We start from the raw sequence: 24,950 nt of genomic DNA, 5'->3' as shown, positions 1-24,950 counted from the left end.
GCGGGCCCCCGCGCCTTTCTAAAGAAGGAGCGTCCTACATTACCAGCGCAAGGATCGCTTTCTGCACGTGCAACCTGTTCTCCGCCTCGTCGAACACGATCGAATGCGGCCCGTCCATGACCTCGTCCGTCACTTCCTCGCCACGGTGCGCGGGCAAGCAGTGCTCGAACATCACGTCGGGTTTCGCAAGATTGAGGATCTCCGAGTTGACCTGGTACGGCTTCATTGCCGTCGCCTTCCTGTCGTGCTCGGCCTCCTGGCCCATGCTCGCCCAGACGTCGGTGTATATGACGTCGGCGCCGCGCACGGCCTCCCTCGGGTCGTTCATCACCTCGATCTTCGCCCCCGTTTCGCGGGCGTCTTCGCTTGCCTTCGCAACGATTCCGGCGGCGGGCTCGAATCCCTTCGGCGAGCAGATGACCACGTGCATCCCTGTCTTGGCGCCGGCGTACATCAGCGAGTTTGCGACGTTGTTGCCGTCGCCGAGGAACACCATCTTCACGCCTTTGGCCGTCCCCTTCTTTTCGATGATAGTGAATACGTCGGCCATGGCCTGGCAGGGGTGCAACAGGTCTGTCAGGCCGTTTATCACCGGTATCGAAGCGTACTCCGCGAGGTCGACCACGTCATCGTGTGAGAACGTGCGGATCATGATCCCGTCGAGGTATCTGGATAGAACCCGCGCGGTGTCGGCTATCGTCTCGCCACGGCGGAGTTGCAACTCCTGCGAGCTCAGGAACAGCGGGTGCCCGCCGAGCTGGTACATCGCCACTTCGAACGAGACCCGGGTGCGAGTCGACGGCTTGGTGAATATCATCCCGAGGGTCTTGCCCTCGAGCGGGTGATACGGCTGGCCCGTCTTGCTCAACATCTTGAGGAACCTGGTCGTCTCGAAAACCTGTTCCACTTCTTCAACAGTGAAATCGTGGACCGAAATGAAGTCCCTTCCCTTCAGCGTTACCGCCACATTCGACTCCCCCTTTTACGAATTGTCAACCGGCCTCAGGAGAACACGTCGCCCCTGATGTCGGCGGGCCTGCCGCAACCGGGGCACGCGTGGTCCTTGATGCCGGAAAAGCGAAGGGTCATGCCCGTGCGCTCCAGCAACATCATTCCACAAGCCGGGCAGTACGTGTTCTGCCCATCCTCACCTGTCACGTTCCCGGTGTAGACGTAGTGAAGGTTTTTGATGGCGATGTCGCGCAACCGCCTCAGCGTCTCGACCGGGGTGGGTAGTAGCGTCATCCGGTAGTTAGGGAAATACCTCGACAGGTGGAGGGGTATCTCCTTGCCGACCGACGCCAGCCACGCTGACAGGCGGGTCATCTCCTCGTCCGAATCATTCAACCCGGGCACGATAAGCGTGGTGACCTCGACGTGACAACCGGCGCGATACGCCTCTTCCACCGTCTTCAGCACCGGTTCCAGCGCGCCCGAACATACCCGCTGGTAGTACTCGTTCGTGTACGACTTGACGTCCACGTTCACCGCGTCGATCGCGGGCAGGAGCTCTCGAAGCGGCTCAGGGTTGACGAACCCGTTGGTAACCAGGACAGTCTTCAGCCCGTACCCCCTATTGGCGCGGGCGCATTCCGCGACGTATTCGTACCACACCAGCGGCTCGGAATACGTATAGGCTATCCCGATCACTCGTGGTTCGACGGCCCGCTCCTCGACGGCCATCCTGACCAGGTCGACAGGCGGCAGATCCTGCGTCGGCGCGTCAGTGTGCGCGATCTGCCAGTTCTGACAGAACCTGCAGCCCAGGTTACATCCTACCGTACCGACGGACAATATGTACGAGCCCGGGTAGAAGTGATACAGGGGCTTCTTCTCGATCGGATCCACAGCGCAGGAGCTGCACCTGGCGTAGCCCGTCGCCATCAGCGTCCCGCCCACGTTGCGCCTGACGCGGCAGAAGCCTGCGCGGCCCTCCTTGATGATGCAGTAATGCGGGCACAGGAGGCACCGCACGTCGGGGCCGCCGCCGATGGCCTCGTAAAACGCCGCCTCCCTGGACGCTATCGCCACCGCTACACTCCCCTCCACACCATTGTATGCATTCTTGCATAAAAGGGGATCTCCTTCTAGTTCCTGGACATCCTCCCGAAAAAAATGCCCCCGCCGGCCGCGGTATCTCAGGAGCGCGGCGGCCGGGGGTGGGCCGCCAGCCTCAGTCCTTCCGGCCGTGTCGCTCGACAGTAAAACGGTAGAGTTTGACTCCCTTTTCCCCGTAAACGATCCCGGCCTTCTGGCAGGCTATCGACACCTGCTGCTCAACCGCCTCGACCCCTTCCAGATCGGGCAGGAGCAGCCCCCTCCTGTAACCCTTCTCAACTATTACCCCGTACTTGCGAGGATCGAGGGCGGACTCGCCGGCAACCTCCTCCGGCAGGCTGAGGACGTCCACCGAGTATTGCAGTGTGTCCAGCTCGGCCGGCGTCACAGGTTCGAACCGGGGGTCCTCGGCGCCGGCGCTCACCGCGTTCCGGATTATCTCCCGTGCGACGTCCGACTCGCGGGGCATGATCGTGCCGATACAGCCTCTGAGCATACCGAATTGTCTCAGGGATACGAACACCCCCGCTTTCCTGTTCATGTCGGCGGGCAGGCCGATAGGCCTCTCGATCAACCGCCCCTCACGGACGTACGCCTCGAGGCTCGTGCGCGCGAGGCGCACGTAGGGGTCTCCCTCGACGTCCTCCGGCCGTGCATCCGGACGTCCTCTCGCAGGCAAGCCGTCTCCGGCGTGGCCCATCTCGAACACCGCCGTCGCGTATCCCACCCCGAACGGGCCCTCATACGAGATGACCTCGGGCCTGTATTCGAGGCCGTCGAGCGCGCCCAGCATTATGACAACCGGCCGCAGGCCGCACTCACCGGCATCGCCGGCCAGGTCCTCGTCAAGATCCAGGATCGCGCGCGTGTCGCCTTCCTCGAGCGCCTTCACGACGAGTTCATCGAACTTCTTCCCGGACGGCGAGTAACCAGCGGGAGCACCCGGTACCAGCCGGTGAGACAGGTCCCCGCTGGCAACCAGGGCCGCGCGCCTGCCGAGGTTCCTCGCCGCCGCGCCTACACACCGGCCGAATTCGAACAGGTCGCCCCGATCGAGCATCGCCATGGTGATCGAGACGATGGGGCACCGGAGCCCCGCACCATTAATGAAGTACAGCGGGACGACCGAGCCGTGGTCCAGCGAGCCTGAACTGTCCAGGTCGACGGCAGGAATCCCCCGCTTCGAACACTCGTTCACAATCTCCCGCGCCAGGGCCACGTCGTTATCGAGTTCGACTTTGACCCCGGGAGCCTCGAAACGCGAAAGATCCCCCCTGAAGGATGGAGCCATCGATACCACGAGGGCGTCGCGGAGCACCGGGCCGTGCGGCGTGACCAGGATGAGGGCGTCCGGTTTCGCCGCGACTATCCGCCGCGAGAGCTCCTCCATTCCGCGGACTGTCGCCCGGGCGTCCTCAAGTCCGGTTCCGCCCACCTCGGGGACGATTATCGGGGGATGCGGGGAGAGGGCTGCGATGACGATACCTGGGCCCATCGGGCATCACACTCCAAAGTATGGTTGGGGGGTTCCGGGTTGTCCCATTCGCCCCGCCGGATGGAAATCCTCCGGTCAGGTATTCTGCCCAGGACCATTGGAAGGCAAAAGCGCCGGAAAAGCGGGCTGCGCCTCCGTTATGCAAGGCGCAGTCCGAGGGGGTACGTCAATCGCAGGCTTCAGATCGGGGGGAGCGCGTACACGCCGGGGCACATTCTCTCGAATTGCTCCACGGCGGCGATCGCCTGCATGGGGTCGCACCCCATTCCGATGAGGACGCCCGCGACCGCCGTCTCCCTGAGGGTGTGGTCGAGGGAAACGCCGGCGGCGAATTCGCGGATACCGTGCTCAACGATCGGGCCGACCGCGGTCCAGAGATTCGCGATACCGGCGACCCCCGTCCCAGGGTATCCGGGCATCATCCACGGCGCAACCATCCCAGGGTAGCCCATACCCGGATAACCCATTCCCGGATAGCCCGCCACAGGGTAGCCCGGTCGCATACGGCGGCAACCACAACCGTCCATAGGCTCACCTCCAAGCCAAGTCTAATCCCATACTATGTCGACATAACTGCGGCCGTTACAGTAAACGCCGGCGGCTTCTCAGGCGGACAGGCCTTCCGCGAAGAACCTCACTATGCCGAGGTAGATGGCCCAGGCCACTTTGGCCTGGTAGCCGGGGGTAGACAGCAGTCGTTCCTCGTGGGGGTTGGAGAGGAACCCCACCTCGACAGTGCACGCTGGGATGTTCGTCTCCCGGAGCACGAATTGACGCGAGTTGCCCAACGCCTGGCGCCAGGTGCCGGTCATACGCTCGAGTTCGGCCTGAATCGTTTCGGCGAGCCTCCTTGAGTCGGGGTGCCCCTTTGAGTAGTAGAATGTCTGCGCGCCGTCGAGGTCCGGCGCTGGGTACTTGTTGCAATGGATGCACACGAAGACATCGGCGCCGGAGGCCCTGGCCTTCTCCACACGCATGACGAGGTCGTCCTTTTTCCCCCAGTTCAGGGGGTCCTCGGCCTGGGCGGGGTCCTCGTCGCCCTCCCTGGTGAGCACGACCCTCGCTCCGGATGCCTCCAGATAATCGCGGAGCACCCTGGATATCGCAAGGTTGACGTGTTTCTCGAGCACACCGGCCGGCCCGACGGCCCCCGGGTCTATCCCGCCGTGCCCCGCATCTATGCATATCGTGCGGCGGGCGACGACCCGACTCGCCGGGAGTGACCCGGGCCAGAGCGAAAGAGCGAGTACCGCGACGAGGAGCGCGATGACGAGAAGACCCGCGATGCGCCCCGCGGGCAACCGGATGACGATGAACACGGATGAAGCCGACCCTTCCAGGTTCGTTGTGCCGCCGCGGGCGGGAGGCGTCCCGGGGGCGGCTTTGCTACAACCTATGGGGCCGGCGGCAACCGTATGAACGCCGGGTCCCCGACCCGGGGACATTCTCGTAGCGGGGGACCAGCTGGTCCCGCAGGTCCAGGGGTTCACTGAGCCTCGACTCCGCGAAGCGGACGTATTCTTCCCTGATGTCGTACCCGTACCACTCCCGCCCCAGGTGCCTGGCCACCTTGGTCGTCGTGCCGGTGCCGAGGAACGGGTCGAGCACGGCGTCCCCCGGAAAACTGAACAGGCTGATCAGCCGGTAGGGGATCTCCTCGGGGAACGGGCACGGATGGTTGAAGTGCTTGTTGGGGGGAACGGGGGCTATGTGCCAGACTGAATTGGCGATATCGAGCTTGAACACCTCGTCCACCGGGATCCTCGCGCGCTCGAGATCGGCCGGTGACTTCCCCTCATACAGCTTCGGACCCGGCTTCCTGAAGATGAGGATGTGCTCGTTCATCATGTTCGGGTAATAGTAGCCGGGGTAGGGGTGCTGGATGGTGACGCCGGCGCGCTTCACCCCGCCCGTCACCTTGTTCCAGATTATGTCCTCGTGGAACCGGTACCCGATCTTCTCAATTATGCCGACCAGGTGGAACGGCAGGGGGTAGTGCAGTCCATTGTGAAGCACCGTCCCGACGACGATCGCGCAGAACCCTCCCGGGTGGAGGGTTCTCCAGCATTCAGCGAAGCACGCCTCGAGCCACGCCAGGTACTGGGCATAAGTGACGTCCTCGCGCCGTGTGCGGTACCATGCGCCGGGGTCGTGCGTATGCGCGTCGTAATCTATGGCGTTCCAGTAAGGCGGGCTCGTGACCACCAGCGATATGCCACCGTCCGCGATCTGCGTCATCGATGTGCAAGTCCCGACGAACAGCCTTCCCAAATCGATCCCCCCGCCGTGGTGTGGCCCCGCAGACAACACAAATGCCGGGCACGAAGCCCGGCAATTGAATTCCCCGTTTACGCGTGGACTACCTCTTGGAGAACTGAGGCGCCTTGCGGGCCTTCTTCAGGCCGTACTTTCGCCTTTCCTTCATCCGCGGGTCCCTCGTGAGAAGCCCCGCCTTCTTGAGAGGCGCCCTCATCTCGGCGTCCGCCCTCGAAAGCGCCCGCGCGATGCCATGCCTGACGGCCCCGGCCTGCCCCGAAACGCCACCGCCCTGCACCGTGGCCTCGACGTCGTACTTCCCCGTAGCGTCGATGATCCGTAGCGGCTGGGTGACGAGCGTCTGCAAGGTTTGCAGCGGGAAATACTCCTCGAGCGCTTCCTTGTTTACGACTATCTTGCCTGTTCCAGGGGTCACCCACACCCTGGCTACGGCTTCCTTCCTGCGCCCTGTGGCGTACATACGAATTTCTGGGGCCATTGCCGGTCTCCTTTCAACATTTGAAACAGCGGTATGCTCAGTGAACCCGCCGGGGATTACGCTATGTCGAGCGGCTCGGGCTGCTGGGCCTTGTGCGGATGCTCGGCTCCGGTGTATACCTTGAGCTTCCTCGCAAGCTGCCTGCCCAGTGAGTTGTGGGGCAGCATGCCCTTGACCGCGAGCTCGATCAACTTCTCGGGCTTCTTGGCCCTGAGTTCACCCAGAGAGGTCACCTTGAGTCCTCCCGGGTAACCGCTGTGCCTGTACCAGAAATCCCTCTCCGCTTTCTTGCCGGTCAGTACGATCTTCGACGCGTTGACGACTACGACGAAGTCCCCTGTATCGACGTACGGGGTAAACTCGGGCTTAGTCTTGCCCCGGAGTATCTTCGCTATCTGGCTTGCCAGGCGCCCGAGTACCTTGCCGGATGCGTCCACAACGTACCACTTTCGGGCAACCTCACCCGGTTTCGCCAGGTAGGTGGTTTTCATGCTGGATCCCCCTCGAATGCTGCGGCTGGTCAGGCCCAAAAAGTCACATTGATCATTCTATACAACGACCCCTGGTGTGTCAAGGAAAACCCGGGGGCTTCCGAGCCCCCGGGTTTCCGCCCGCAGTCAGGGGTAATCCAGCGAGCGGCTCTAGAAAGCCAGAGCCCTCATGGGGTTGTTGACGAGGAAGTCCTGGATGGCCGCGTCGCTGATGCCCGCCATCTTCAGGCGCGGGACGAACTTCTCGATGATGTAGCAGAATCCGGGGCCTCCGTTGTTGGTCTTCCAGTACGACGCGCGGCCGAGGTCGAGACCAAGCATTATCTGCTTCTGGTAGCCGGCGTCCACCATCCGCTTGATCAGGTTGATTATGACCTCGTCCGGGTAGTACTTCGTCCGGCCGGGACCGTCGTATACCAGGAAGCAGCCTGTGTCGGCCACCATCCTGTGGTAGTCGAAATCGGGGTTGCGGTCAATGTGGCATATAGTGACCCTGGCGGGGTCCACACCGTATTTCTTGAACGTCTCAATCTGCTCCATCCCCATCGTGCCGTACTCGGTGTGGGTGAGTATAGGCGCACCGGTCTCGTTGTGGGCGATCGCCACCGCGTGCAGCGCCTTCGCCTCAGCGGGCGTTATACAGTGGTAACTCGTGGCAGCCTTGAGCATTCCCGCCCTGGACGGGATGCGCTCGACGATCGGTCCCACGTAGTTGTACCGGTCCATACCCTCGGTGATCTCTTTGATCAGGAGGCCCGCGACCTGCTCCGCCGAGTAGTGCAGCAGCCAGTGCATGACGTCGTAGAAACGATTCTTCAAAAACCCGGTGATCATGACGATGTTTACCTTCGACCTGCGCGCGACCTCGAGCACCTTGAGCGCGTCGCGCCCGCAGCCGAGCGGCATCGCCTCGACCAGCGACCTTCCGCCGCAGGCGTAATAGTCCTCCATCTCCTTCACGGCTTTCTCAACGTCGTTGAGCAGGAAGTCCTTGTCCTCGCGCACTTCCTGGCCGCCGGTCCTGATCAGGTGGTCGTGCATGTCGGTAATCCCGAGCTGCTCGGGGTCGATGGGCCCGAGTACCGTCTGTACCTTTTTAGCCAAAATCCGTTCCCTCCCTATATCTAGACCGCGGGGGCACCCTTGCGGCGGCGCCGCGCCGCGGCCGCCGCTTTCCCCTTCGGGCACGCGCCCTGGCAAAGGGCGCACCTGTACTGCTTGTATATCGCAAGGCAACGATCCCTGTCGTGCCTGGGCGTTCCATCCGGGCCGGGTTCCTCTATCGCCTTCCCTGGGCAGAGGTCGATACACACGTGGCAGGAGCCGCACACCGACGACGGCTTCTCCACCCCCGGTCCGGCGCACTCCAGTGGAGCGTCGGTTATGACCGAAACAAACCGCACCCTCGGCCCGAACTCCGGGGTTACCACGAGGCCGTGCTTCCCCCTGACCCCGAGCCCAGCCACGACCGCGGCCGGTTTGTGCGAAAACACCGCGCTGTACTCGTCCTTGTCGGTCATTCTCGCCTGGATGGGGTAAGCGTCCCACCCCTGGTCCTCCAGAAAACGAGCGGTCCTGCACGCGATCAGGTCGAGGGTCGCGTAGTTGTAGTGCCGGAGATACCCGATCAGGGTCTCGTCATACTGGTCCTTCAGGCCGCGAAGCCGGTCCATGATGGCGTCGACCATCTTGAGGCCGATCACCACGACGCACCGCGCTCCGGGCAAAAAGAACTCAGGCCTGCGCTCCGGGACCGGTTCCACTTCCGCCACGCGGTTTGCGTCCGCCACCCCAACGAGCCCGGCGCCGAGCGACCCGGCGAATTCCTTAACCTGCATCGTCAGCGAAGAACGCTCCAAGCCCCGCACCCTCCCCGTGTTGCGATCAAGCGCCGGTGGGTCCGCTGCGCGCCGGCCCACCGCTCGTCCTGATCAATTCCGCGATTTCTGAGACCGTCTTGGCCTGCCTGATGAGTTGAAGGTTCGAGGGCTCCGAGCACATCGCGGCTACCTCTCGTAACAGCCCAATGTGGCTCGTGTTGTCGACCGCCACGAAACTCAGGATGATGTCGGCCGGGGGGCGCTCCGCGCTGAACAACACGGGCTTTTTCAGAGTCATCAGGCTCAGCCCGGGCTTCAGCGCGCCGTCTTCAGGGCGCGCGTGCGGGAGCGCCAGGCCGGGCGCCACCAGGATATACGCGCCCATGTCCTCGACGGTCTTGACCATCGCCTCGATGTATCGCTCCTCGGCGTACCCGTTGGCGACCAGCAACCTGCCGCCCTTGCGAACCGCGTCCCTCCAATCGGTCGCCTCCACACCCAGGGATATCGTCTTCCCATTCAGGACTTCGCTCAGCACGGTTCCCACTCTCTCCTCTCCCGGTGGCATCCGCGGTGGACGTCAACGGACGCTCCGGACAAGGTCCATGAACCTCATGACCGCGTCGCGGTCGAATTTCCCCGATTTCTTGAGGCTTGTGGCGACGACCACGCCGTCACACACCTTCAGTATTGACCCCACGTTGGAGGTGTTCGCGCCGTTGTTCAACAGGACGGGCACGCCGCCGGCCGCCTGCCTGGCCTTCTCGAGGTCGCCGAGGTCCGGCGCGTCCCCCACTTCGGGGCCGCACAGCGCTATCGAGTCCGCCCCGGAAACGGTGACGGCCTCTCTTGCCATGACCTCCACAGGTCTCGGGTCGAGGGTGTAGCTCCATATCGGCTTGAGCATGAACATGGTGCGGATGCCGGATGCGTCCACGGAGTTCCTGTAACGCTGGATCTCGCCCGAACTCACCTGCACGAGGCCCATCTCGCCGGCGTAGGCGCCCCCGAATACCCCGCGCACGACGCACGCGCCGGTTGCGCGGGCGATTGCGATTGCCGCGGCGGTGTCCCAGAACACGGTGACGCCGAATTGGATGGGGGCCGCCCTGACCGCGTCGGAGATGACGCGGGTGGCCGCGGCCACGGTTTCATGGCCCACGCCTGCCAGGAAAGGCCTGTCGCCCTGATTGCCCAGGAGCGCGCCGTCGACCCCCCCTTCTCTGAGGGGTTCGAGTTGCTCCACCACCTGCTCCACCATCTGGTCCATGCTCGTGCCGGGCTTGAAACCCGGCGAGCCCGGGAGGGGCGGGAGATAAACGGACGCGAGTATCACCTTATCGGTCCCGAACTTCTCCTTGAGCCAGCTCACAGCATCCACCAGCCTATCCTAAAGGGGGAGGAGGTTTCTCCTCCCCCTTGTGAATGGGGGCGCAGCCGGAGGCCGCACCGGCCAGTCGAACTACGCGACTCCGGCTCAGATACCGCCGAATATCGCCTTCAAACCCCAGAACACGGCCGACCACATCGTGCTCCAGTCGAAATTCCCGATCCAGCCACCCACCATGCCGGTGACGGGTATGACCAGCCTTGCGCCCCAGATGTGCACGAACCCGAGGAGCATGCAGCACACCACGGTCGCCCGCCAGCCGCCCGAAGCGTTCGCGTACACGCCGACGGGGCCGCCGTCAAAGAACAGCGGCACGAAGCCGGGGATGATCATGATGGGCGAACCCGAGAGAATGAGGGTCGCTATGCCGATGACCTGGCCAATGACGGTGCAAATGAACCCGAGGGTGACCGCCTTCGGGGCGAAGGGGAACACCGCGGGGCAGTCGATCGCCGCTACTGCGCCAGGCAGCAGCTTCTCCGAAACACCCTTGAACGATGAGACGAGCTCGGAGACGAACATTCGGACGCCCGACAGGATTATGGCGATGGCGACCGCGAAGCGGAGTCCCATGAACAGCATGTAGATGAACCAGTGCTGTGCGCCGGCCTGCGCCTGTACGGCCGCCGGCCCGGCGGCGAGCATGAAGGCCGACACGAACAGGGTCATTATGACGGAGGTCGCGACGACGTTGTCCTGGATTATCGCGAGCCATCCCGGAAGGGTTACCTTCTCCACGCTCTCCTCGGGCTTACCGAACAGCGAGCCGAACCTGAAGGCCAGGACATCGGCGAGCATCTGCTGGTGGCCGAGTGTGAACTCCTCGCGAGGCGCCTCCCTGCCGCCGATGACGACGGACGTCGGCTTTATCAGGAGGTGCGGGAATACCGTCCAGTACAGTGACAGGAGGAACGCGGCGATAAGCACGGAGGGCCATATGTCCAACCCGGTGGTGTACTTCACGCACCAGGTCGCGATCGCGGACTGGATGAACATCACGTGGCCGGTGAGGAACACGGCCCTGGCCTTGGTAAACCGGACGTACAGGATGTTCAGGGCGAACGCGATGATGATCGTGTATCCCACGTAACCCGCGTAGTCCTTCAGCGCTGCCGTCGCGGCCGGAAGACCGGCGTACGGGTCTATAATGACACCCTTCATGTTGAAGGATTTCTGCAGGATGTCGAGTACAGGCCGGAAGTTTGTCGTCAGGTACGCTGAGCCGGCCTGAAGGATCATGATGCCGACGGCGGTCTTGATCGCGCCGCTGATGACTCGGGCTGCAGGACGCCGGAGCAGAACGTAGCCGAGCGTGACGACGAGCGTGAGCATGACTTCGAACTTGGTGAGGAACTGGTTAAGGATTACGTCCAGGACGGGTTTTACCCATTCCACGGATCTCCCCTCCTTAATTACCTTATCTCTGGGTGGGACCTGCCTACATCCAGCCGGCTTTCTTGAGGAACTCCCTCAGTTTCGCCCCGACTTCCCCTTTGTCGAGAAAGTTCTCGACCGTGAGGACCGGGATGCCTTCCCTGAGCTCGATGATCTTCGAGAGCTCGGGTGTGGTGATGACCATGTCCACGCCGCTCATGAAGCCCGACGCCTCTCCGGCGTTGCACGTCTCGACGTTGGCATTGATTCCGAGGTCGCCGAATATCTCTTCCAGGTTGATCTTCAAGAGCATGCTGCTACCGAGGCCGTGCCCGCACACCGCGATGACGTTTAGGCTCTTCAGTTTGTCCACCCCCCTTCTTTACCAGATTACGCACATTTGTGCTTGCCAGTTGCCATATGTTACTGATAGAATTATACCGCAGGCTCGTGATGAGCGTCAATTACGCCCGCGGGCTACGGTGAGGAAGATGCTGAAGCAAGACGCGCTCAACCCTGACGGTGAGGCCGGACTCGAGCGCCTGGTGGAAGCGGCCTATCTGTATTACTCCGAGGGGCGTACCCAACAGGAGATCGCCACCCGCTTGAGGATATCGCGCCCGTGGGTTTCGCGTCTCCTGCGGAGGGCCAGGGATCTGGGGATCGTCCGGATCGAGCTCTCGCCGGCGTTCGTGCGATCCGTGGAATTGTCGGAGAGGTTGAAAGCGGCGCTCGGAATCAAGGAGGCTGTCGTCGCGAGGCACCATGGCTCAGGCGGCGAGGACGACACGGCCCTCGTGGCGGGGGTCGCGGCCGACTACATCATCTCGACGGTCGAGCCGTCCGCAAGGATCGGCGTGGCGTGGGGCAAGACGTTGTACCAGACCGTGCGCAGCATCCGCTCGCCGAGGCACCTGGGGGTATCCGTAATACCGGTGATGGGAGGCCTCGGCCCCCACCACCCCGAGATACAGGGGAACTACGTGGCCATAACGCTGGCGGAAAGGTTCGGTGGCGACGCGTACTGCGTGCACGCGCCCGCTTACGCATCGAGCCGTGAGGAGCGAGACATGTTCCTGAACATGCCGGCGATCTCGCAGATATGGGGGGGGCTGGACTCCCTCGATCTCGTGCTGGTGGGCATCGGCGCGCTCTCGGGGTCCACCGTCTTCGAGATGGGTTACATCGAGAATAACGACCTCGAGACCCTCAGATCGGCGGGCTCCGTGGGAAACGTGGGCCCGTGGTTCCTCGACGAACGCGGCGGGATACTCCCGGGAGTGGTGAACGAGCGGCTGGTGGCGCTGCCGGTTGAACGGGTCCGGAGGATAGCGAAGAGGATAATCGCCGTGGCAGCCGGCGGCCACAAGGTTAACGCGATCATGAGCGCGATCTCCGGGGGATGGCTCGACGGCCTGATAACGGGCGAGGTCACCGCGCGGCGCCTGCTCGAGTCCGCCTCCGCCCTTCCAGCGGCCCGTACCTGACATCCTCGAGGCACAGCCCCTGAGGCGGGAGCGTCGGTCCAGCGAGCCGCCGCTCGCCGGAGAACAGCGCGCGCCGGACGTCTTCCGCGCTGCGCTTCCCCAGCCCCGCTTCCAGAAGCGTCCCTGCCATCACGCGAACCATGTTGTAGAGAAAGCCGTCCGCTTCGACCGTGAACACGACTATCCGGTGCGATACGTGGGTGCCGCCGGACCCGGGGGCCACGCCGCCGTCTTCACCGGGGCCGCCGTTCGCGCCACCGCCGCGCGCCGGTTCGAGCGCGGGGTGCTCGTCCACCGTGGACCGGAGCACCGTGCGGCGCGTCGTGACGGCCGAACTCCCCGTCGACCTGAACGCGACGAAATCGTGCGTCCCTACGAACTCCGCCGCGACGGCCTTCATGGCCTCCACGTCGATCGACTGCGGTACCCACAGGGAGTACCTACGGTAAAACGGCGACGGGAACGGCCCGTTCCAGAACGTGTAGGTGTAGACCTTGGAGGTGGCGCTGTAGCGGGCGTGGAAACCGGCGGGGACCTCGGCGGCGGCCACTACGACTATGTCGTCCGGAAGCACGCTGTTCAGGGCGTGTGGGAACCTATCAACGGGGATGCTCGACGCCGTCCTGAAGTTGATTACCTGCCCGAGCGCGTGTACGCCGGCGTCCGTCCTGCCGGCCCCCGTCACGGGAACGCGCTCCCCCACGATTACCTCCAGCGCATCCTGTATGGCGCGCTGGATGGTGGGGGCTTCGCCCTGGACCTGGAAACCCTGGTAGGAGGATCCGTCGTACTGTATAGTTATCCGGATGTTCCTCATGGCGGGGAAGCCTCCACGCGGGCGCCTCAGAACCTCGGCAGCGGGTACGCCCTGTTGAGGACGACCACACCCGCAGCGAATCCAAGGAACACGGCCGTCGCCATGTAGTCCTTCCAGGTCGCCCTGAGCTCGACCATCCTGGTCCTGTTCTGCCCGCCCCTGTAGCACCGCGCCTCCATGGCCATAGCCAGGTCGTCGGCCCGCCTGAACGCGCCGACGAACAGCGGCACGAGGAGAGGCACGAGGCTTTTCGCCCGCTGCAGGAGGTTTCCCGTCTCGAAGTCCGCACCTCGCGCCATCTGCGCCTTCATTATCTTGTCGGCCTCCTCGAGCAGGGTTGGTATGAAGCGCAGCGCGATAGTCATCATCATCGCGAGTTCGTGAGCCGGGACACCCACCCGCTGGAGCGGCTTCAGGATGCTCTCGAGGCCGTCCGTCAGGGATATGGGCGAGGTAGTGAGCGTCAAGAGTGACGTGAAGGCGATCAGGATGACCAGCCGTGCAGCCACGAGTCCGCCCTGTATCGCTCCCTCGCGGGAGGCCTTAAACGGCCCGATGGCGAAGAGCGGGTCACCTTTGGTGAAGAACAGGTGCAGCACCAGCGTGAAACAGAGTATGAAGAGAATCGGCCGGAGCCCCCTCAGGAGCAACTTGAACGGGACCCTGGAGAAATACATCGCCATCAGCGCGAACAGGGCCAGAAGCGCGTACGCGTATGCGCTCGACGCGAGGAATAGCACGACGATGAACGCCGTGGTGACGGCGATCTTGAACCTGGGGTCGAGGCCGTGGACGACGGACTCGGCCGGATAGTACTGTCCTATAACCACGCCCCTGAACATTTAACCGCGTCTCTCCCTGATGATCCTGAGGATCTCCGCCTTCGCCTCTTCGACCGTCAGAACGTCGGGCCGGACGTCCAGCCCCCGCCGCTTCAGCTTGCGGACCAGGTCGCTCATCTCGGGTGGCGCGAGCCCGATGCCGTGAAGCGTGTCGGCCCGGCTGAACACCTCGCGCGGAGTCCCGTCGAGTACGACCCTGCCCCTGTTCATTACGACGATGCGCCCGGCGAGCCTCGCCACGTCTTCCATGTTATGCGAGACCAGCACGACGGTCGTGCCGCGCTCCTCGTGGAGCCGCTTGATGTGGCCGAGTATCTCGTCGCGGCCGCCGGGGTCCAGCCCCGCGGTCGGCTCGTCGAGGATGATCGTGCCCTGGCGCATCGCCAGGACCCCCGCTATAGCGACCCTCCGCATCTGCCCACCGCTCAATTCGAACGGCGAACGCTGCAGGATCGATTCGTCGAGCCCCACCAGCCCCAGGGCTTCGCGGACGCGCTCCGTGACTTCGGTGTCCGGAAGACCCATGCTCTTCGGGCCGAACGCCACGTCTTCAAACACCGTTTCCTCGAAAAGCTGGTGCTCCGGGTACTGAAATATGAGTCCTACCCTGCGCCGGATGTCCTTGAGGTTCACGCCCCTCGACCAGAGGTCCTTTCCGTCCACGAGCACGGTCCCGCGGGTGGGTCTGAGGAGCCCGTTGAAATGCTGGACCAGCGTCGACTTGCCCGAACCGGTCGGCCCGATAACGGCGACGAATTCCCCGTCATCTATTCGCAGGTGAACGTCTTCCAGCGCCACGACCTCAACCGGGGTCCCGGGTGAGTAGACGTGGCAAAGGCCCCTCAATTCGATGGGCATATCCAATCCACCATCTCGTCTATCGTGAGAATTCCAGAGGGCACGTCCACCCCGTCCGCGCGAAGCGCGGCTGCGAGCTCAGCGACCTGCGGGACGTCGAGTCCCCACTCCCGCAGCCTGTCCGGGTCTGCGAACACCTCTCTCGGGGTGCCCTCGAGCACTATCCTGCCGCCATGCATGACAACGACACGGTCGGCCCCGACCGCCTCGCTCATGAAGTGGGTGATGAGTACGATGGTGATTCCTTTCTCGCGGTTGAGCCGCCTGGCCGTGCGCAGCACCTCGACCCTGCCCTGGGGGTCGAGCATTGCGGTGGGTTCGTCCAGGACGATGATGTCTGGTTCCATCGCGAGGATACCGGCGATGGCGACGCGCTGCTTCTGCCCGCCTGACAATGTGTGCGGAGCGTGCTTCTCGTAGCCGGTCATGTCGACCGTGCGAAGCGCCTCTTCGACACGCCGCCTTATTTCCGCCGGCTCCACGCCCAGGTTTTCGGGCCCGAATGCGATGTCTTCCTCCACGAGAGTGGCGACGATCTGGTTGTCGGGGTTCTGGAACACCATCCCCGCCGCCTGCCTTACCCGCCACAGGTTTTGCGGGTCGCGGGTGTCCATCCCGTTGACGTATACCTCGCCCTCCGTGGGCAGGATGAGGGCGTTCATGTGCTTCGCCAGCGTCGATTTTCCCGAACCGTTCGGGCCAATGATAACCAGAAACTCCCCCCGGCGAACCGTGAGGTCGATGCTCTCGAGGGCCTCGACCTCACCCGCGGTTCCGCTATACCGGTGGTGGAGCTCAACAGTGCGGATCACCTGCTGCACCCCCGTGTGGTGCCGTTAGACGAGCTCGACCATCACCATGGGGGCGGCGTCTCCGCGCCTCGGCCCGATCTTCACGACGCGGGTGTATCCACCCGTCCTGTGGGTGTACCTGGCCGATACCGTGTCGAACAGCTTTTTCACGACGTCCTCGTCGAGCAAGTAAGCGAGCGTCTGGCGCCTCGCGTGAAGGGTGCCCTCTTTGGACAGGGTTATCATTTTATCGGCCAGGCGCTTGACCTCGCGCGCCTTGGCATCGGTGGTCACGATCCTCTCCTTGTCGAGGAGCGCAGTCACGAGGCTCCTGAGCAGGGCGCGCCGTTCCGCGGTAGTCCTGCCGAGCTTTCCGTAAGACATTCGTGTCACCCCTTACTCCTCCGGCGGCCTCAGAGACAGCCCCAGGGCCGCGAGCTTCTGCTTCACTTCCTCGAGCGATTTCTTGCCGAGGTTCCTTACCTTGATCATCTCTTCGTCCGTCTTCTCGATGAGCTGGCCGACGGTGTTGATGCCCGCCCTCTTGAGGCAGTTGAACGACCTGACCGAGAGGTCCAGTTCCTCGATGGGCATATCCAGGTAGTGGTTGCGCTCGTCCTGTTCCCTTTCGACCACCATCTCGACGCCGGCGCTTTCCTGAGTCAGCCCGGCGAACAGGTCGAGATGCTCGATGAGTACCCGCGCCGCCATGCTGACGGCATCCTCCGGTCTTATCGTCGCGTTGGTCCACACTTCGAGCGTGAGCCTGTCGAAGTTGGTGACGTGGCCCACGCGGGTGTCCTCCACCGTGTAATTCACCCGTTTCACCGGGGTGAAGATGGAATCCACGGGTATAACCCCGATGGGCTGGTCGGGGCGCTTATTCCTGTCGGCGGGCACGTACCCGCGGCCGCGCTCCACCGTCATCTCCATGGTGAGCCGCGCGTTCCGGTCGACCGTCGCGATGTGATGCTCCGGGTTGAGCACCTCCACGTCGGCGTCACTGGTGATGTCCCCGGCTACAACCTGCCTCTCACCTTCGACGTCTATCCTGATGGTCTTCGTGCCGTCCCAGTGCAGCCGCAGCGCGAGCTCCTTTATGTTGAGGATGATGTCGGTCGTATCCTCAACCACGCCCGGGATCGTCGAGAACTCGTGCAGTACCCCTTCGATCCTGACGGTCGTAACTGCGGCGCCCGGCAAGGACGACAGCAACACACGCCTGAGAGAGTTCCCGAGGGTGGTGCCGTATCCCCGCTCGAGGGGTTCGACAACGAACCTCCCGTAGCTGTCGGTCAGTTCAACGCATTCGATCCTGGGCCTCTCAATTTCGATCATCCAGTACCCTCCCCAGAAGCGCCATGTGTGCGAGGGTTCCGTGCCGGCTTACTTCGAGTAAAGCTCGACGATGAGGTGCTCCTGGACGGGAACATCGATCTCGTCGCGCCTCGGCAGCCGCGCCACTTTGGCCCGCATATTATCGGCATCGAGCTCGAGCCACTCGGGTACGGCCCGGCTCTTCGCGGCCTCTACGAGCCCCTTCATCTTGGGGAGCTCGCGCGAGCCCGGCGCCACCGCGATGGTATCGTTCTCTTTGACCAGGTACGACGGGATGTTGACCTTGCGCCCGTTGACCTGGAAGTGCCCGTGCCTCACGAGCTGCCGGGCCTCAGGCCTCGAGCCGGCAAGGCTCAGCCTGTATACCACGTTATCCAGCCTGCGCTCCAGCAGCTGCAGGAGCGTTTCGCCGGTTACACCCTTCCTCTTTGCGGCTTGCCTGAAGTAGCGCCTGAACTGCGCCTCAAGCACCCCGTAAATGCGGCGCGCCTTCTGCTTTTCGCGTAGCTGCACGCCGTACTCCGACATCTTCCGCTTTGACTGCCCGTGCTCGCCGGGGGCGTAATTCCTGCGCTCCACCGGGCACTTGGGAGTAAAGCACCGCTCGCTCTTCAAGTACAGCTTCTGCGCCTCCCTGCGGCACAGCCTGCAGACAGAAGCCGAATACCTTGCCAAATCACAGCACCTCCTAGACCCTGCGCCGCTTTGGCGGCCTGCACCCGTTGTGGGGGATGGGGGTTACGTCCTTGATCAGGCTGACCTCGAGCCCCGCCGCCTGCAGCGACCGGATCGCGGCTTCTCTGCCTGAACCCGGCCCCTTGACGTAGACCTCGACTTCCTTCATGCCCTGCTCCATCGCCTGCCTCGCGCAGGACTCCGCGGCCATCTGCGCGGCGAAGGGCGTACTCTTGCGAGAGCCCTTGAACCCCATCTTCCCCGCCGTCGCCCACGCCACGGCGTTACCCTGGGGGTCTGTGATGCTCACTATCGTATTATTGAAAGATGACTTGATGTGGGCGATACCTCGCTCCACGACCCTCTTTTCCCTTTTCTTGGGGCGAGCCTTCCTCACCAACGCCTATCCCTCCCGTTACTACTTCTTCCTCCTCACACCCACGGTCCTCCGGGGACCTTTCCTGGTCCTCGCGTTGGTCTGGGTCCTCTGCCCCCTGACCGGAAGCCCACGGCGGTGCCGCAGTCCCCTGTAGCAACCGATGTCGATCAATCGCTTTATGTTCATCTGGACCTCGGTCCTGAGGTCGCCCTCGACTTTGTAGTTCTTGTCGATGTACTCCCTCAGCCGGCTTATCTCTTCCTCCGTGAGGTCCCTGACGCGGGTATCCGGATTTACTCCGGTGACCTTCAATATCTCCCTGGACCTGGCCGGTCCAACGCCGAAAATGTACGGCAGGGCGGCCTCGACCCTCTTATCCCTCGGCAGGTCTACTCCGGCGATTCTCGCCATTCCTTACGCCTCCCCCTAGTTCCCCTGGCGCTGTTTGTGCTTGGGGTTCTTACATATAACCATCACGTTTCCTTTTCTCTTGACGACCTTGCACTTCTCGCAAATCCGCCTCACAGACGGCCTCACTTTCACGGCTGAAACCTCCTCCGAGCGGCACGAGCCCGCGATCTACTTGTACCTTCTGACTATCCGTCCACGCGACAGGTCGTACGGAGACAGTTCCACCAGGACGCGGTCACCCGAAAGGATCCGGATAAAGTTCATACGGATTTTGCCAGACGCGTGTGCCAACACCTTGTGCCCGTTGTCGAGCTCCACGCGGAACATGGCGTTCGGAAGCGGCTCCACGACCGTGCCCTCAACCTCGATAACGTCTTCTTTGGCCATGCTCTAACGCTCCTCTCCCGCCGTCTCTCTCCGCCAGGTCTCTATGGTCCTCCTCAGTTCCGCGTTCGTCACGCGGTCCCCCCGGCCGATCCTCGATTGGATCGACTCCGATACGAATTCGTGGGGGATGAGGTGCCTGACGTTCTTCCTCTTCGCGTTTTCTACCTTCCTGACATCCCCATCGGCCAGGACCACACGGGTTTCCTCGATCTTCAGCACAACAAAACTCCTGCCGGCGTCTCTTCCAGCCTTCGAGGTTACCACCTGGCCGATCCTGAAACCCGGCATAAGTGATATGTTCCCTCCAGGAATTCCATATCATTCCTCCACGGTCAGGACCACCGGCCCCGAATCCGTGATCGCCACGGTGTGCTCGAAATGCGCCGACAGCGAGCCGTCCTGCGTCACCACCGTCCACCTGTTCTGCAGCAGCCTGACCCCGTGGCCGCCCACGTTGACCATCGGCTCCAGCGCCAGGGTCATCCCGGTCCGGAGGAGCGGGCCCAACCCGGGTGGTCCGAAGTTCGGGACCTGCGGGTCCTCGTGCATACTGCGCCCCACGCCATGGCCTACATACTCGCGCACCACGGAAAACCCGTTGGCCTCCGCGTGGGACTGAACCGCATGACCGATGTCGCTGAGCCTGCCGCCGGGAACGCACGCCGCGATCGCCTTCTCGAGGCACTCCCTCGTGACGTCGATCAGCCGGCGAGTAACGTCGTCGACCTCCCCGACCGTGAAAGTCACCGACGAGTCTCCCACGAAACCATCCAGCACGGCCCCCACGTCAACCGAGACGATGTCGCCGTCTTTCAACCGGCGCGGGCCGGGAATCCCATGTACGACCTCCTCGTTGACCGAAACGCACGCCGAGGCGGGGAAACCCTTGAACCCCTTGAACGCCGGAACCGCGCCGCTTTTCACTATGAACTCCTTGACGACCATGTCAATGTCCGCGGTCCGTACGCCTGGAGCGATCAGGCTCCTAACCTGTCTTAGAGCCCCGGCCACAACAGCCCCCGCGGCTTTCATCTTGCGGATCTCCGCCGGAGACTTGATGATTATCATCGCGCCGCCCCCATGACGCCGGACAGGACGGCCTCGACCTCCGAGGTGACCGCGGCAAACGGCTGGTTCCCGTTCACTCGCCTCAGCAATCCCTTCGCGCGATAGAACTCGACCAGCGGCGCCGTCTGCTCCTCGTAAACCTCGAGCCTCCGCCTGACGGTCTCCTCCCTGTCGTCGTCCCGCTGGATGAGCGGGCCGCCGCAGGCCCCACACCTGGAACCGGCCCTGCTCGGGTTGTGCGCCACGTGGTAGGTGGCGCCGCACGACTTGCACACGCGCCTGCCCACCGACCTGTCGATCAGCACCTCAGCCGGGACGTGGAAATCGATCGCCGCGTCCAGCGCGAGTCCTGCGCCCGCCATCATTTCGTCAAGCGCCTCGGCCTGTCTCAGGTTCCTCGGAAAACCGTCGAGAATGAAACCATTCGCGCAGTCCTGTGACGTGATCTTCTCCCTGATGATCCCCACCGTAACGTCGTCGGGAACGAGCTGCCCTGCGTCCATGTATTCCTTGGCCTTGCGGCCGAGCGGGGTGCCGTCCCTCACGGCCTTGCGAAACATGTCCCCGGGTGATATGTGGGGCAGGCCCGTTTTCTCGCTCAATATGTCGGCCTGCGTGCCCTTCCCAGCGCCCGGAGGACCCAGGAAAACCAACCGCAACACGGTCCCTCCTACTTGATAAATCCCTGGTAGTGCCGCAGCAGCATCTGTGCCTCGATCTGCCTCATGGTCTCCAGCGCGACGCTGACCACGATGAGCAGGCCCGTGCCGCCAAACTGGAGCCCCGGTATATTCGTCACCGTAAGTACGAAGTTCGGCAGTATCGCGATGATCGCCAGGAACACGGAACCGGCCAGGGTGATCCTGTTCGAGATCTTGAACAGGTGCTCCGCAGTCGGCTTGCCGGGCCTTATCCCGGGTATGAACCCGCCGTACTTCTTCATATTGTTGGATATCTCTATCGGATTGAATGTGATCGCCGTGTAGAAGTACGTGAAGAACAGGATGAGAACCGTATACGCAATCAGGTACCCGGGTCTCCGGTAGTCGAAAAGCTGCTCGACAGCCCGCGCCCACGGCGCGTTGATGAAGCTCGCTATAGTGGCAGGGAACGCCAGCACCGACGATGCGAAGATCACGGGGATGACGCCGGCCTGGTTGATCTTCATCGGTATGTGGGTGCTTGCCCCGCCGTAAACCTTGCGCCCGACGACCCTCTTCGAGTACTGGACCGGTATCCTGCGCTCACCCTCGTTAATCCAGACGATCGCGGCGATCACGGCGGCCGCGATGACGAGCAACACCGCGATGTTGATTATGCCGATGCGGCCCGCCAGCAGGTACTGCACCATACTGTAAAGCCCCGACGGGAGCCTCGAGATAATGCCGGCGAAGATTATCAGCGATATCCCGTTGCCGATCCCCTTCTCCGTTATCTGCTCGCCGAGCCACATGAGGAACGCCGTCCCCGCCGTCAGCGAGATGACCACGATGGCGATCGCCATCACGCCACCCTGCACGAGCGCGCCCATCCTGCTTATCGCTATGGCCATGCTGAAGCCCTGGATCAGGGCGAGCACGACCGTGCCGTACCGCGTGAACTCGTTGAGCTTCTTGCGTCCATCCTCTTCCTTCGCCAGCTTCTCCCAGCTCGGGATGATGATGGTCAGGAGCTGCATGATGATCGAGGAGTTGATGTACGGCGTTATGCTCATAGCGAATATTGAGAACGTCTTCAGCGCGCCCCCGGAGAACATGTCCAGGAAAGCGAATATGGTGCCTTCCTTGAACAGCTGGGAGATCACTTCGGTTTTGATGCCCGGCACCGGCACGTGCGCCCCCGCCCTGAACACGAGGAACATCCAGAACGTGAACACTATCCTGCGCCGGAGGTCACCTATCCTCAGGGCACCCCGCAGCGTCTCAAGCACCCGCTATCACCTCGGCCTTCCCGCCGGCAGCCTCGATCTTCTGCACGGCGGCCCCCGAGAACCTGTCAGCCTTCACGGTCAGCGACTTTTCCAGGTCGCCGTCACCCAGGACCTTGATCCCGTCGAAAGCGCCCTTTACCAATCCCGCCTCCCTGAGGAGCTCGGGGGTGACGACCGTTCCGTCCTCGAACCTGTTCAGGTCCGAAACGTTGAGCGTTGCGTAGACGGTCTTGAATATGTTGGTGAAGCCTCGCTTGGGTATCCTTCGCTGGAGCGGCATCTGGCCGCCTTCAAATCCGCGGCCCTTCGCCCCGCCCGCGCGGGCCTTCTGACCCTTGTGCCCGCGGCCCGACGTCTTGCCGAGCCCCGATCCTATACCCCTGCCGACCCTGAAAGACTTCTTCACAGAGCCGGGAGCAGGCTTGAGTTCGTGGATCCTCACCTTACTAGTCCACCTCCCCCTCGACCTGATCGACGGCGACCAGATGCGAGATCTTGTGGATCATGCCGCGAATCGAGGGCGTATCGCTCTGGATCACCGACTGCTCCCGCCTGTGAAGGCCGAGCGCCGCTGCCGTGGCCCTCATCGTCTCCGGTTTGCCGGCCAGGCTCCGTTTCAGCGTAATCCTGATCTTTTCTGCCACTCTGGCTCCCCCCGGCTACCCGACTAGTTCTTCGACCGGCTTGCCCCGCAGCTTGGCCACGTCGTTCGCCACTTTCAGCTGCTTGAGCCCCTCGAGTGTTGCGTACGTAACGTTACACGCGTTGGAGGACCCGATCGACTTCGTGAGAACGTCCCTTATCCCCGCGAGTTCCATGATCGCGCGTACGGGGCCGCCGGCGATGACGCCGGTACCCTGGGAGGCAGGCTTCATAAACACCTGGCCCGCCCCGAAATGACCCGTTACTTCGTGCGGAATGGTGGTGCCGACCCGCGGCACCGCGATCAAGGCCTTCTTCGCGTCCTCGATGCCCTTGCGGATGGCGTCGGGGATCTCCGCAGCCTTGCCCAGCCCCACCCCAACGCGGCCGTTGCCGTCTCCGACCACGACCAGCGCTGAAAAGCTGAACCTCCGGCCGCCCTTCACTACCTTGGCCACCCTGTTTATCGACACGACCTTCTCCTTGAACTCCTGCTGGGAAGCGTCAGTCCTATCCCTCTCAGGCCTTGGCATCTATTCCCCTCCCTTACTCAGAACTCGAGCCCCGCCTCTCGGGCGGCCTCGGCGAGCGCTTTAACGCGGCCGTGGTACAGGTACCCTCCACGGTCGAACACGACCGACTTGATGCCCTTGTCCAGGGCCCTTCTGGCCACCAGCTCGCCGACCATCTTCGCGGCGGCCAGGTTACCGCCGTGCTTGACCCTGGCCTTCATCTCCGGGTCCGCGCTTGACGCCTGAACCAGCGTTCGGCCGTCGAAGTCCGTGATGATCTGGGCGTATATATGCTTGAGGCTCCTGAATACGGACAGCCTCGGACGCTCAGGTGCGCCGGACATGCGCTTGCGCACCCTGAGGTGCCGCCGAATTCTTCCTGCGCGCTTGCTGTTTGAATCGAGCACTTGAAGCACCCCCGAGCTACTTCTTGCCGGCCTTGCCCGCCTTGCGGCGGACCTTCTCGCCCGCGTATCTGATGCCCTTGCCCTGGTAAGGCTCGGGCGGCCTGACGTCCCTGATGGAAGCGGCCATCTGCCCGACCGCTTCCTTGTCCCGCCCCCTGACCACGATCAGCGTTGGGTTGGGGACATCGAACTCTATTCCCTCAGGCGGGTCGATCTCGACGGGGTGCGAGAAACCCACGGTGATGACGATCTTCTTACCCGACTTCGACGCCCTGTAACCGACGCCGACCAGCTCGAGCGACTTATCGTACCCCTTGGTGACGCCCGTGATCATGTTGGATATGAGGGCGCGGGTCAGCCCGTGAAGCGACTTGTGGATCTTCTCGTCCGAGGGCCTCTCGACCAGGATCGACCCGTCGTTCACGGTCACCTTCATCGATTCGTGCAACTGCCTCGACAGCTCGCCCTTCGGGCCCTTTACCTTGACCACGTTCCCATCGACGCTTATCTGAACGCCCGCCGGTATGGCTACCGGGAGACGACCCAGTCTCGACATACTACGTCCACCTCCTCGCCGTGCCGCTGCTATGAGGGATTACCAGATGTAGCAGAGGACCTCTCCCCCGACGCCTTCCTTCCGCGCCCTCTTGTCGGTCATGATGCCCCTAGAGGTGGACAGGATGGCAAGTCCGAGACCTCCCAGGACCTTGGGCACCGCGTCGTGCTGCGCGTAAACCCGCAACCCGGGTTTAGAAATCCTCTTCAGCCCGGTGATTACCCTGGTCTTGCTGGGCCCGTACTTGAGGTATATCTTGATTACGCCCTGCTTTCCGTCATCTATCCAGTCGTAATCCCTGATAAAGCCCTCTTCTTTCAGTATCTGGGCAATCTCTCTCTTGACTTTAGAACCAGGCACCTCGAGCTGATCATGGTTGACCATGACGGCGTTCCGTACCCTGGTGAGCATATCCGCAATAGGATCAGTCATCTTGAAACCCCCTTCCCCTCCGGCGGGGCCGCCAA

36 protein-coding genes are annotated in these 24,950 nt (G+C 62.9%); 1 reads left to right on the top strand and 35 read right to left on the bottom strand.

Annotation, left to right across the window (positions count from 1 at the left end; all coding sequences use genetic code 11):
- Positions 1–34 precede the first annotated feature (34 nt).
- The 14 genes from argF to HPY55_14425 all read right to left on the bottom strand — a co-directional run bounded on the left by argF (position 35) and on the right by HPY55_14425 (position 11,756).
- Positions 35–967, bottom strand: a complete 933-nt coding sequence (gene argF, locus HPY55_14490; protein ID NPV71822.1) for an ornithine carbamoyltransferase — start codon at positions 965–967, stop codon at positions 35–37.
- A 35-nt stretch (positions 968–1,002) separates the two neighbouring features.
- Positions 1,003–2,025, bottom strand: coding sequence for an AmmeMemoRadiSam system radical SAM enzyme (gene amrS / locus HPY55_14485; GenBank protein NPV71821.1), 1,023 nt, complete (start codon positions 2,023–2,025; stop codon positions 1,003–1,005).
- A gap of 148 nt (positions 2,026–2,173) precedes the next feature.
- Positions 2,174–3,553 carry an AmmeMemoRadiSam system protein A gene (amrA, locus tag HPY55_14480; protein ID NPV71820.1) on the bottom strand — a complete coding sequence of 460 codons (1,380 nt, stop codon included), beginning with the start codon at positions 3,551–3,553 and terminating at the stop codon, positions 2,174–2,176.
- Positions 3,554–3,732: 179 nt separating this feature from the next.
- On the bottom strand, positions 3,733–4,080 hold the full coding sequence (locus HPY55_14475; protein NPV71819.1) for a hypothetical protein: 348 nt from the start codon (positions 4,078–4,080) through the stop codon (positions 3,733–3,735).
- Between the two features lie 78 nt (positions 4,081–4,158).
- On the bottom strand, positions 4,159–4,872 hold the full coding sequence (locus HPY55_14470; GenBank protein NPV71818.1) for a hypothetical protein: 714 nt from the start codon (positions 4,870–4,872) through the stop codon (positions 4,159–4,161).
- Positions 4,873–4,939: 67 nt separating this feature from the next.
- Positions 4,940–5,824, bottom strand: a complete 885-nt coding sequence (locus tag HPY55_14465; protein NPV71817.1) for a site-specific DNA-methyltransferase — start codon at positions 5,822–5,824, stop codon at positions 4,940–4,942.
- Between the two features lie 88 nt (positions 5,825–5,912).
- Positions 5,913–6,308 carry a 30S ribosomal protein S9 gene (gene rpsI / locus HPY55_14460; GenBank protein ID NPV71816.1) on the bottom strand — a complete coding sequence of 132 codons (396 nt, stop codon included), beginning with the start codon at positions 6,306–6,308 and terminating at the stop codon, positions 5,913–5,915.
- A 56-nt stretch (positions 6,309–6,364) separates the two neighbouring features.
- The gene (rplM, locus tag HPY55_14455) at positions 6,365–6,799 is read right to left on the bottom strand and encodes a 50S ribosomal protein L13 (protein ID NPV71815.1); all 435 of its coding nucleotides are present in this window, start codon (positions 6,797–6,799) and stop codon (positions 6,365–6,367) included.
- 150 nt (positions 6,800–6,949) lie between these two features.
- Positions 6,950–7,903 carry a phosphotriesterase-related protein gene (locus HPY55_14450; protein ID NPV71814.1) on the bottom strand — a complete coding sequence of 318 codons (954 nt, stop codon included), beginning with the start codon at positions 7,901–7,903 and terminating at the stop codon, positions 6,950–6,952.
- A 20-nt stretch (positions 7,904–7,923) separates the two neighbouring features.
- Positions 7,924–8,658, bottom strand: a complete 735-nt coding sequence (locus tag HPY55_14445) for an epoxyqueuosine reductase (GenBank protein ID NPV71813.1) — start codon at positions 8,656–8,658, stop codon at positions 7,924–7,926.
- A 25-nt stretch (positions 8,659–8,683) separates the two neighbouring features.
- Complete coding sequence (locus HPY55_14440) at positions 8,684–9,187, bottom strand: PTS transporter subunit EIIA (GenBank protein NPV71812.1); 504 nt, start codon at positions 9,185–9,187, stop codon at positions 8,684–8,686.
- 12 nt (positions 9,188–9,199) lie between these two features.
- Positions 9,200–9,991 (bottom strand): BtpA/SgcQ family protein, encoded by a 792-nt coding sequence (locus tag HPY55_14435; protein NPV71811.1) that lies wholly within the window; start codon positions 9,989–9,991, stop codon positions 9,200–9,202.
- 105 nt (positions 9,992–10,096) lie between these two features.
- Positions 10,097–11,404 (bottom strand): PTS ascorbate transporter subunit IIC, encoded by a 1,308-nt coding sequence (locus HPY55_14430; protein ID NPV71810.1) that lies wholly within the window; start codon positions 11,402–11,404, stop codon positions 10,097–10,099.
- A gap of 43 nt (positions 11,405–11,447) precedes the next feature.
- Positions 11,448–11,756, bottom strand: coding sequence for a PTS sugar transporter subunit IIB (locus HPY55_14425; protein NPV71809.1), 309 nt, complete (start codon positions 11,754–11,756; stop codon positions 11,448–11,450).
- A gap of 109 nt (positions 11,757–11,865) precedes the next feature.
- Between HPY55_14425 and HPY55_14420 the strand changes: the two genes are divergently transcribed.
- The gene (locus tag HPY55_14420) at positions 11,866–12,870 is read left to right on the top strand and encodes a sugar-binding transcriptional regulator (GenBank protein ID NPV71808.1); all 1,005 of its coding nucleotides are present in this window, start codon (positions 11,866–11,868) and stop codon (positions 12,868–12,870) included.
- Here the strand turns inward: HPY55_14420 and truA are convergent.
- Genes truA through rpsH form a run of 21 tightly spaced genes read right to left on the bottom strand, consistent with a single transcriptional unit; the run spans position 12,815 to position 24,915 of the window.
- Positions 12,815–13,687, bottom strand: a complete 873-nt coding sequence (truA, locus tag HPY55_14415) for a tRNA pseudouridine(38-40) synthase TruA (protein NPV71807.1) — start codon at positions 13,685–13,687, stop codon at positions 12,815–12,817. The two genes, HPY55_14420 and truA, sit on opposite strands and share 56 nt — an antisense overlap.
- A gap of 26 nt (positions 13,688–13,713) precedes the next feature.
- Positions 13,714–14,529 carry an energy-coupling factor transporter transmembrane protein EcfT gene (locus HPY55_14410; protein NPV71806.1) on the bottom strand — a complete coding sequence of 272 codons (816 nt, stop codon included), beginning with the start codon at positions 14,527–14,529 and terminating at the stop codon, positions 13,714–13,716.
- Positions 14,530–15,387 (bottom strand): energy-coupling factor transporter ATPase, encoded by an 858-nt coding sequence (locus tag HPY55_14405; GenBank protein NPV71805.1) that lies wholly within the window; start codon positions 15,385–15,387, stop codon positions 14,530–14,532. It lies immediately after the preceding gene.
- Entirely contained in the window at positions 15,372–16,208 is an 837-nt protein-coding gene (locus tag HPY55_14400) for an energy-coupling factor transporter ATPase (protein NPV71804.1), read from the bottom strand. The genes HPY55_14405 and HPY55_14400 overlap by 16 nt, the downstream gene beginning before the upstream one ends.
- 15 nt (positions 16,209–16,223) lie before the next feature.
- Positions 16,224–16,562, bottom strand: a complete 339-nt coding sequence (rplQ, locus tag HPY55_14395; GenBank protein ID NPV71803.1) for a 50S ribosomal protein L17 — start codon at positions 16,560–16,562, stop codon at positions 16,224–16,226.
- A gap of 12 nt (positions 16,563–16,574) precedes the next feature.
- Positions 16,575–17,516 (bottom strand): DNA-directed RNA polymerase subunit alpha, encoded by a 942-nt coding sequence (locus tag HPY55_14390; GenBank protein ID NPV71802.1) that lies wholly within the window; start codon positions 17,514–17,516, stop codon positions 16,575–16,577.
- Positions 17,517–17,564: 48 nt separating this feature from the next.
- Positions 17,565–18,191: a 30S ribosomal protein S4 gene (gene rpsD, locus HPY55_14385; GenBank protein NPV71801.1), complete on the bottom strand. Its 627-nt coding sequence runs from the start codon at positions 18,189–18,191 to the stop codon at positions 17,565–17,567.
- 13 nt (positions 18,192–18,204) lie between these two features.
- Entirely contained in the window at positions 18,205–18,591 is a 387-nt protein-coding gene (rpsK, locus tag HPY55_14380) for a 30S ribosomal protein S11 (protein NPV71800.1), read from the bottom strand.
- 18 nt (positions 18,592–18,609) lie between these two features.
- Entirely contained in the window at positions 18,610–18,981 is a 372-nt protein-coding gene (gene rpsM, locus HPY55_14375) for a 30S ribosomal protein S13 (protein NPV71799.1), read from the bottom strand.
- A 15-nt stretch (positions 18,982–18,996) separates the two neighbouring features.
- On the bottom strand, positions 18,997–19,113 hold the full coding sequence (rpmJ, locus tag HPY55_14370; GenBank protein ID NPV71798.1) for a 50S ribosomal protein L36: 117 nt from the start codon (positions 19,111–19,113) through the stop codon (positions 18,997–18,999).
- 36 nt (positions 19,114–19,149) lie between these two features.
- Positions 19,150–19,368: a translation initiation factor IF-1 gene (infA, locus tag HPY55_14365; GenBank protein ID NPV71797.1), complete on the bottom strand. Its 219-nt coding sequence runs from the start codon at positions 19,366–19,368 to the stop codon at positions 19,150–19,152.
- Between the two features lie 3 nt (positions 19,369–19,371).
- Complete coding sequence (locus HPY55_14360; protein NPV71796.1) at positions 19,372–19,656, bottom strand: RNA-binding protein; 285 nt, start codon at positions 19,654–19,656, stop codon at positions 19,372–19,374.
- 30 nt (positions 19,657–19,686) lie between these two features.
- Positions 19,687–20,436, bottom strand: coding sequence for a type I methionyl aminopeptidase (gene map, locus HPY55_14355; GenBank protein NPV71795.1), 750 nt, complete (start codon positions 20,434–20,436; stop codon positions 19,687–19,689).
- A complete protein-coding gene (locus HPY55_14350) occupies positions 20,433–21,095 on the bottom strand; it encodes an adenylate kinase (GenBank protein ID NPV71794.1) in 663 nt (220 codons plus the stop codon). Before HPY55_14350 ends, map begins: the two co-directional genes overlap by 4 nt.
- Positions 21,096–21,106: 11 nt before the next feature.
- Positions 21,107–22,366: a preprotein translocase subunit SecY gene (gene secY, locus HPY55_14345; GenBank protein NPV71793.1), complete on the bottom strand. Its 1,260-nt coding sequence runs from the start codon at positions 22,364–22,366 to the stop codon at positions 21,107–21,109.
- The gene (gene rplO, locus HPY55_14340) at positions 22,359–22,808 is read right to left on the bottom strand and encodes a 50S ribosomal protein L15 (protein NPV71792.1); all 450 of its coding nucleotides are present in this window, start codon (positions 22,806–22,808) and stop codon (positions 22,359–22,361) included. The genes secY and rplO overlap by 8 nt, the downstream gene beginning before the upstream one ends.
- 4 nt (positions 22,809–22,812) lie before the next feature.
- Positions 22,813–23,010 carry a 50S ribosomal protein L30 gene (gene rpmD, locus HPY55_14335; protein ID NPV71791.1) on the bottom strand — a complete coding sequence of 66 codons (198 nt, stop codon included), beginning with the start codon at positions 23,008–23,010 and terminating at the stop codon, positions 22,813–22,815.
- 15 nt (positions 23,011–23,025) lie between these two features.
- Positions 23,026–23,541, bottom strand: a complete 516-nt coding sequence (gene rpsE / locus HPY55_14330; protein NPV71790.1) for a 30S ribosomal protein S5 — start codon at positions 23,539–23,541, stop codon at positions 23,026–23,028.
- A 17-nt stretch (positions 23,542–23,558) separates the two neighbouring features.
- Complete coding sequence (locus HPY55_14325) at positions 23,559–23,927, bottom strand: 50S ribosomal protein L18 (GenBank protein ID NPV71789.1); 369 nt, start codon at positions 23,925–23,927, stop codon at positions 23,559–23,561.
- Between the two features lie 16 nt (positions 23,928–23,943).
- Positions 23,944–24,483, bottom strand: a complete 540-nt coding sequence (gene rplF / locus HPY55_14320; GenBank protein ID NPV71788.1) for a 50S ribosomal protein L6 — start codon at positions 24,481–24,483, stop codon at positions 23,944–23,946.
- Positions 24,484–24,522: 39 nt separating this feature from the next.
- Positions 24,523–24,915 (bottom strand): 30S ribosomal protein S8, encoded by a 393-nt coding sequence (rpsH, locus tag HPY55_14315; protein NPV71787.1) that lies wholly within the window; start codon positions 24,913–24,915, stop codon positions 24,523–24,525.
- Between the last annotated feature and the right edge of the window lie 35 nt (positions 24,916–24,950).

It is taken from the genome of Bacillota bacterium (assembly GCA_013178305.1).
Taxonomy (GTDB): domain Bacteria; phylum Bacillota; class Sulfobacillia; order JABLXB01; family JABLXB01; genus JABLXB01.
This window is presented reverse-complemented; position numbering and strand designations above follow the sequence as displayed.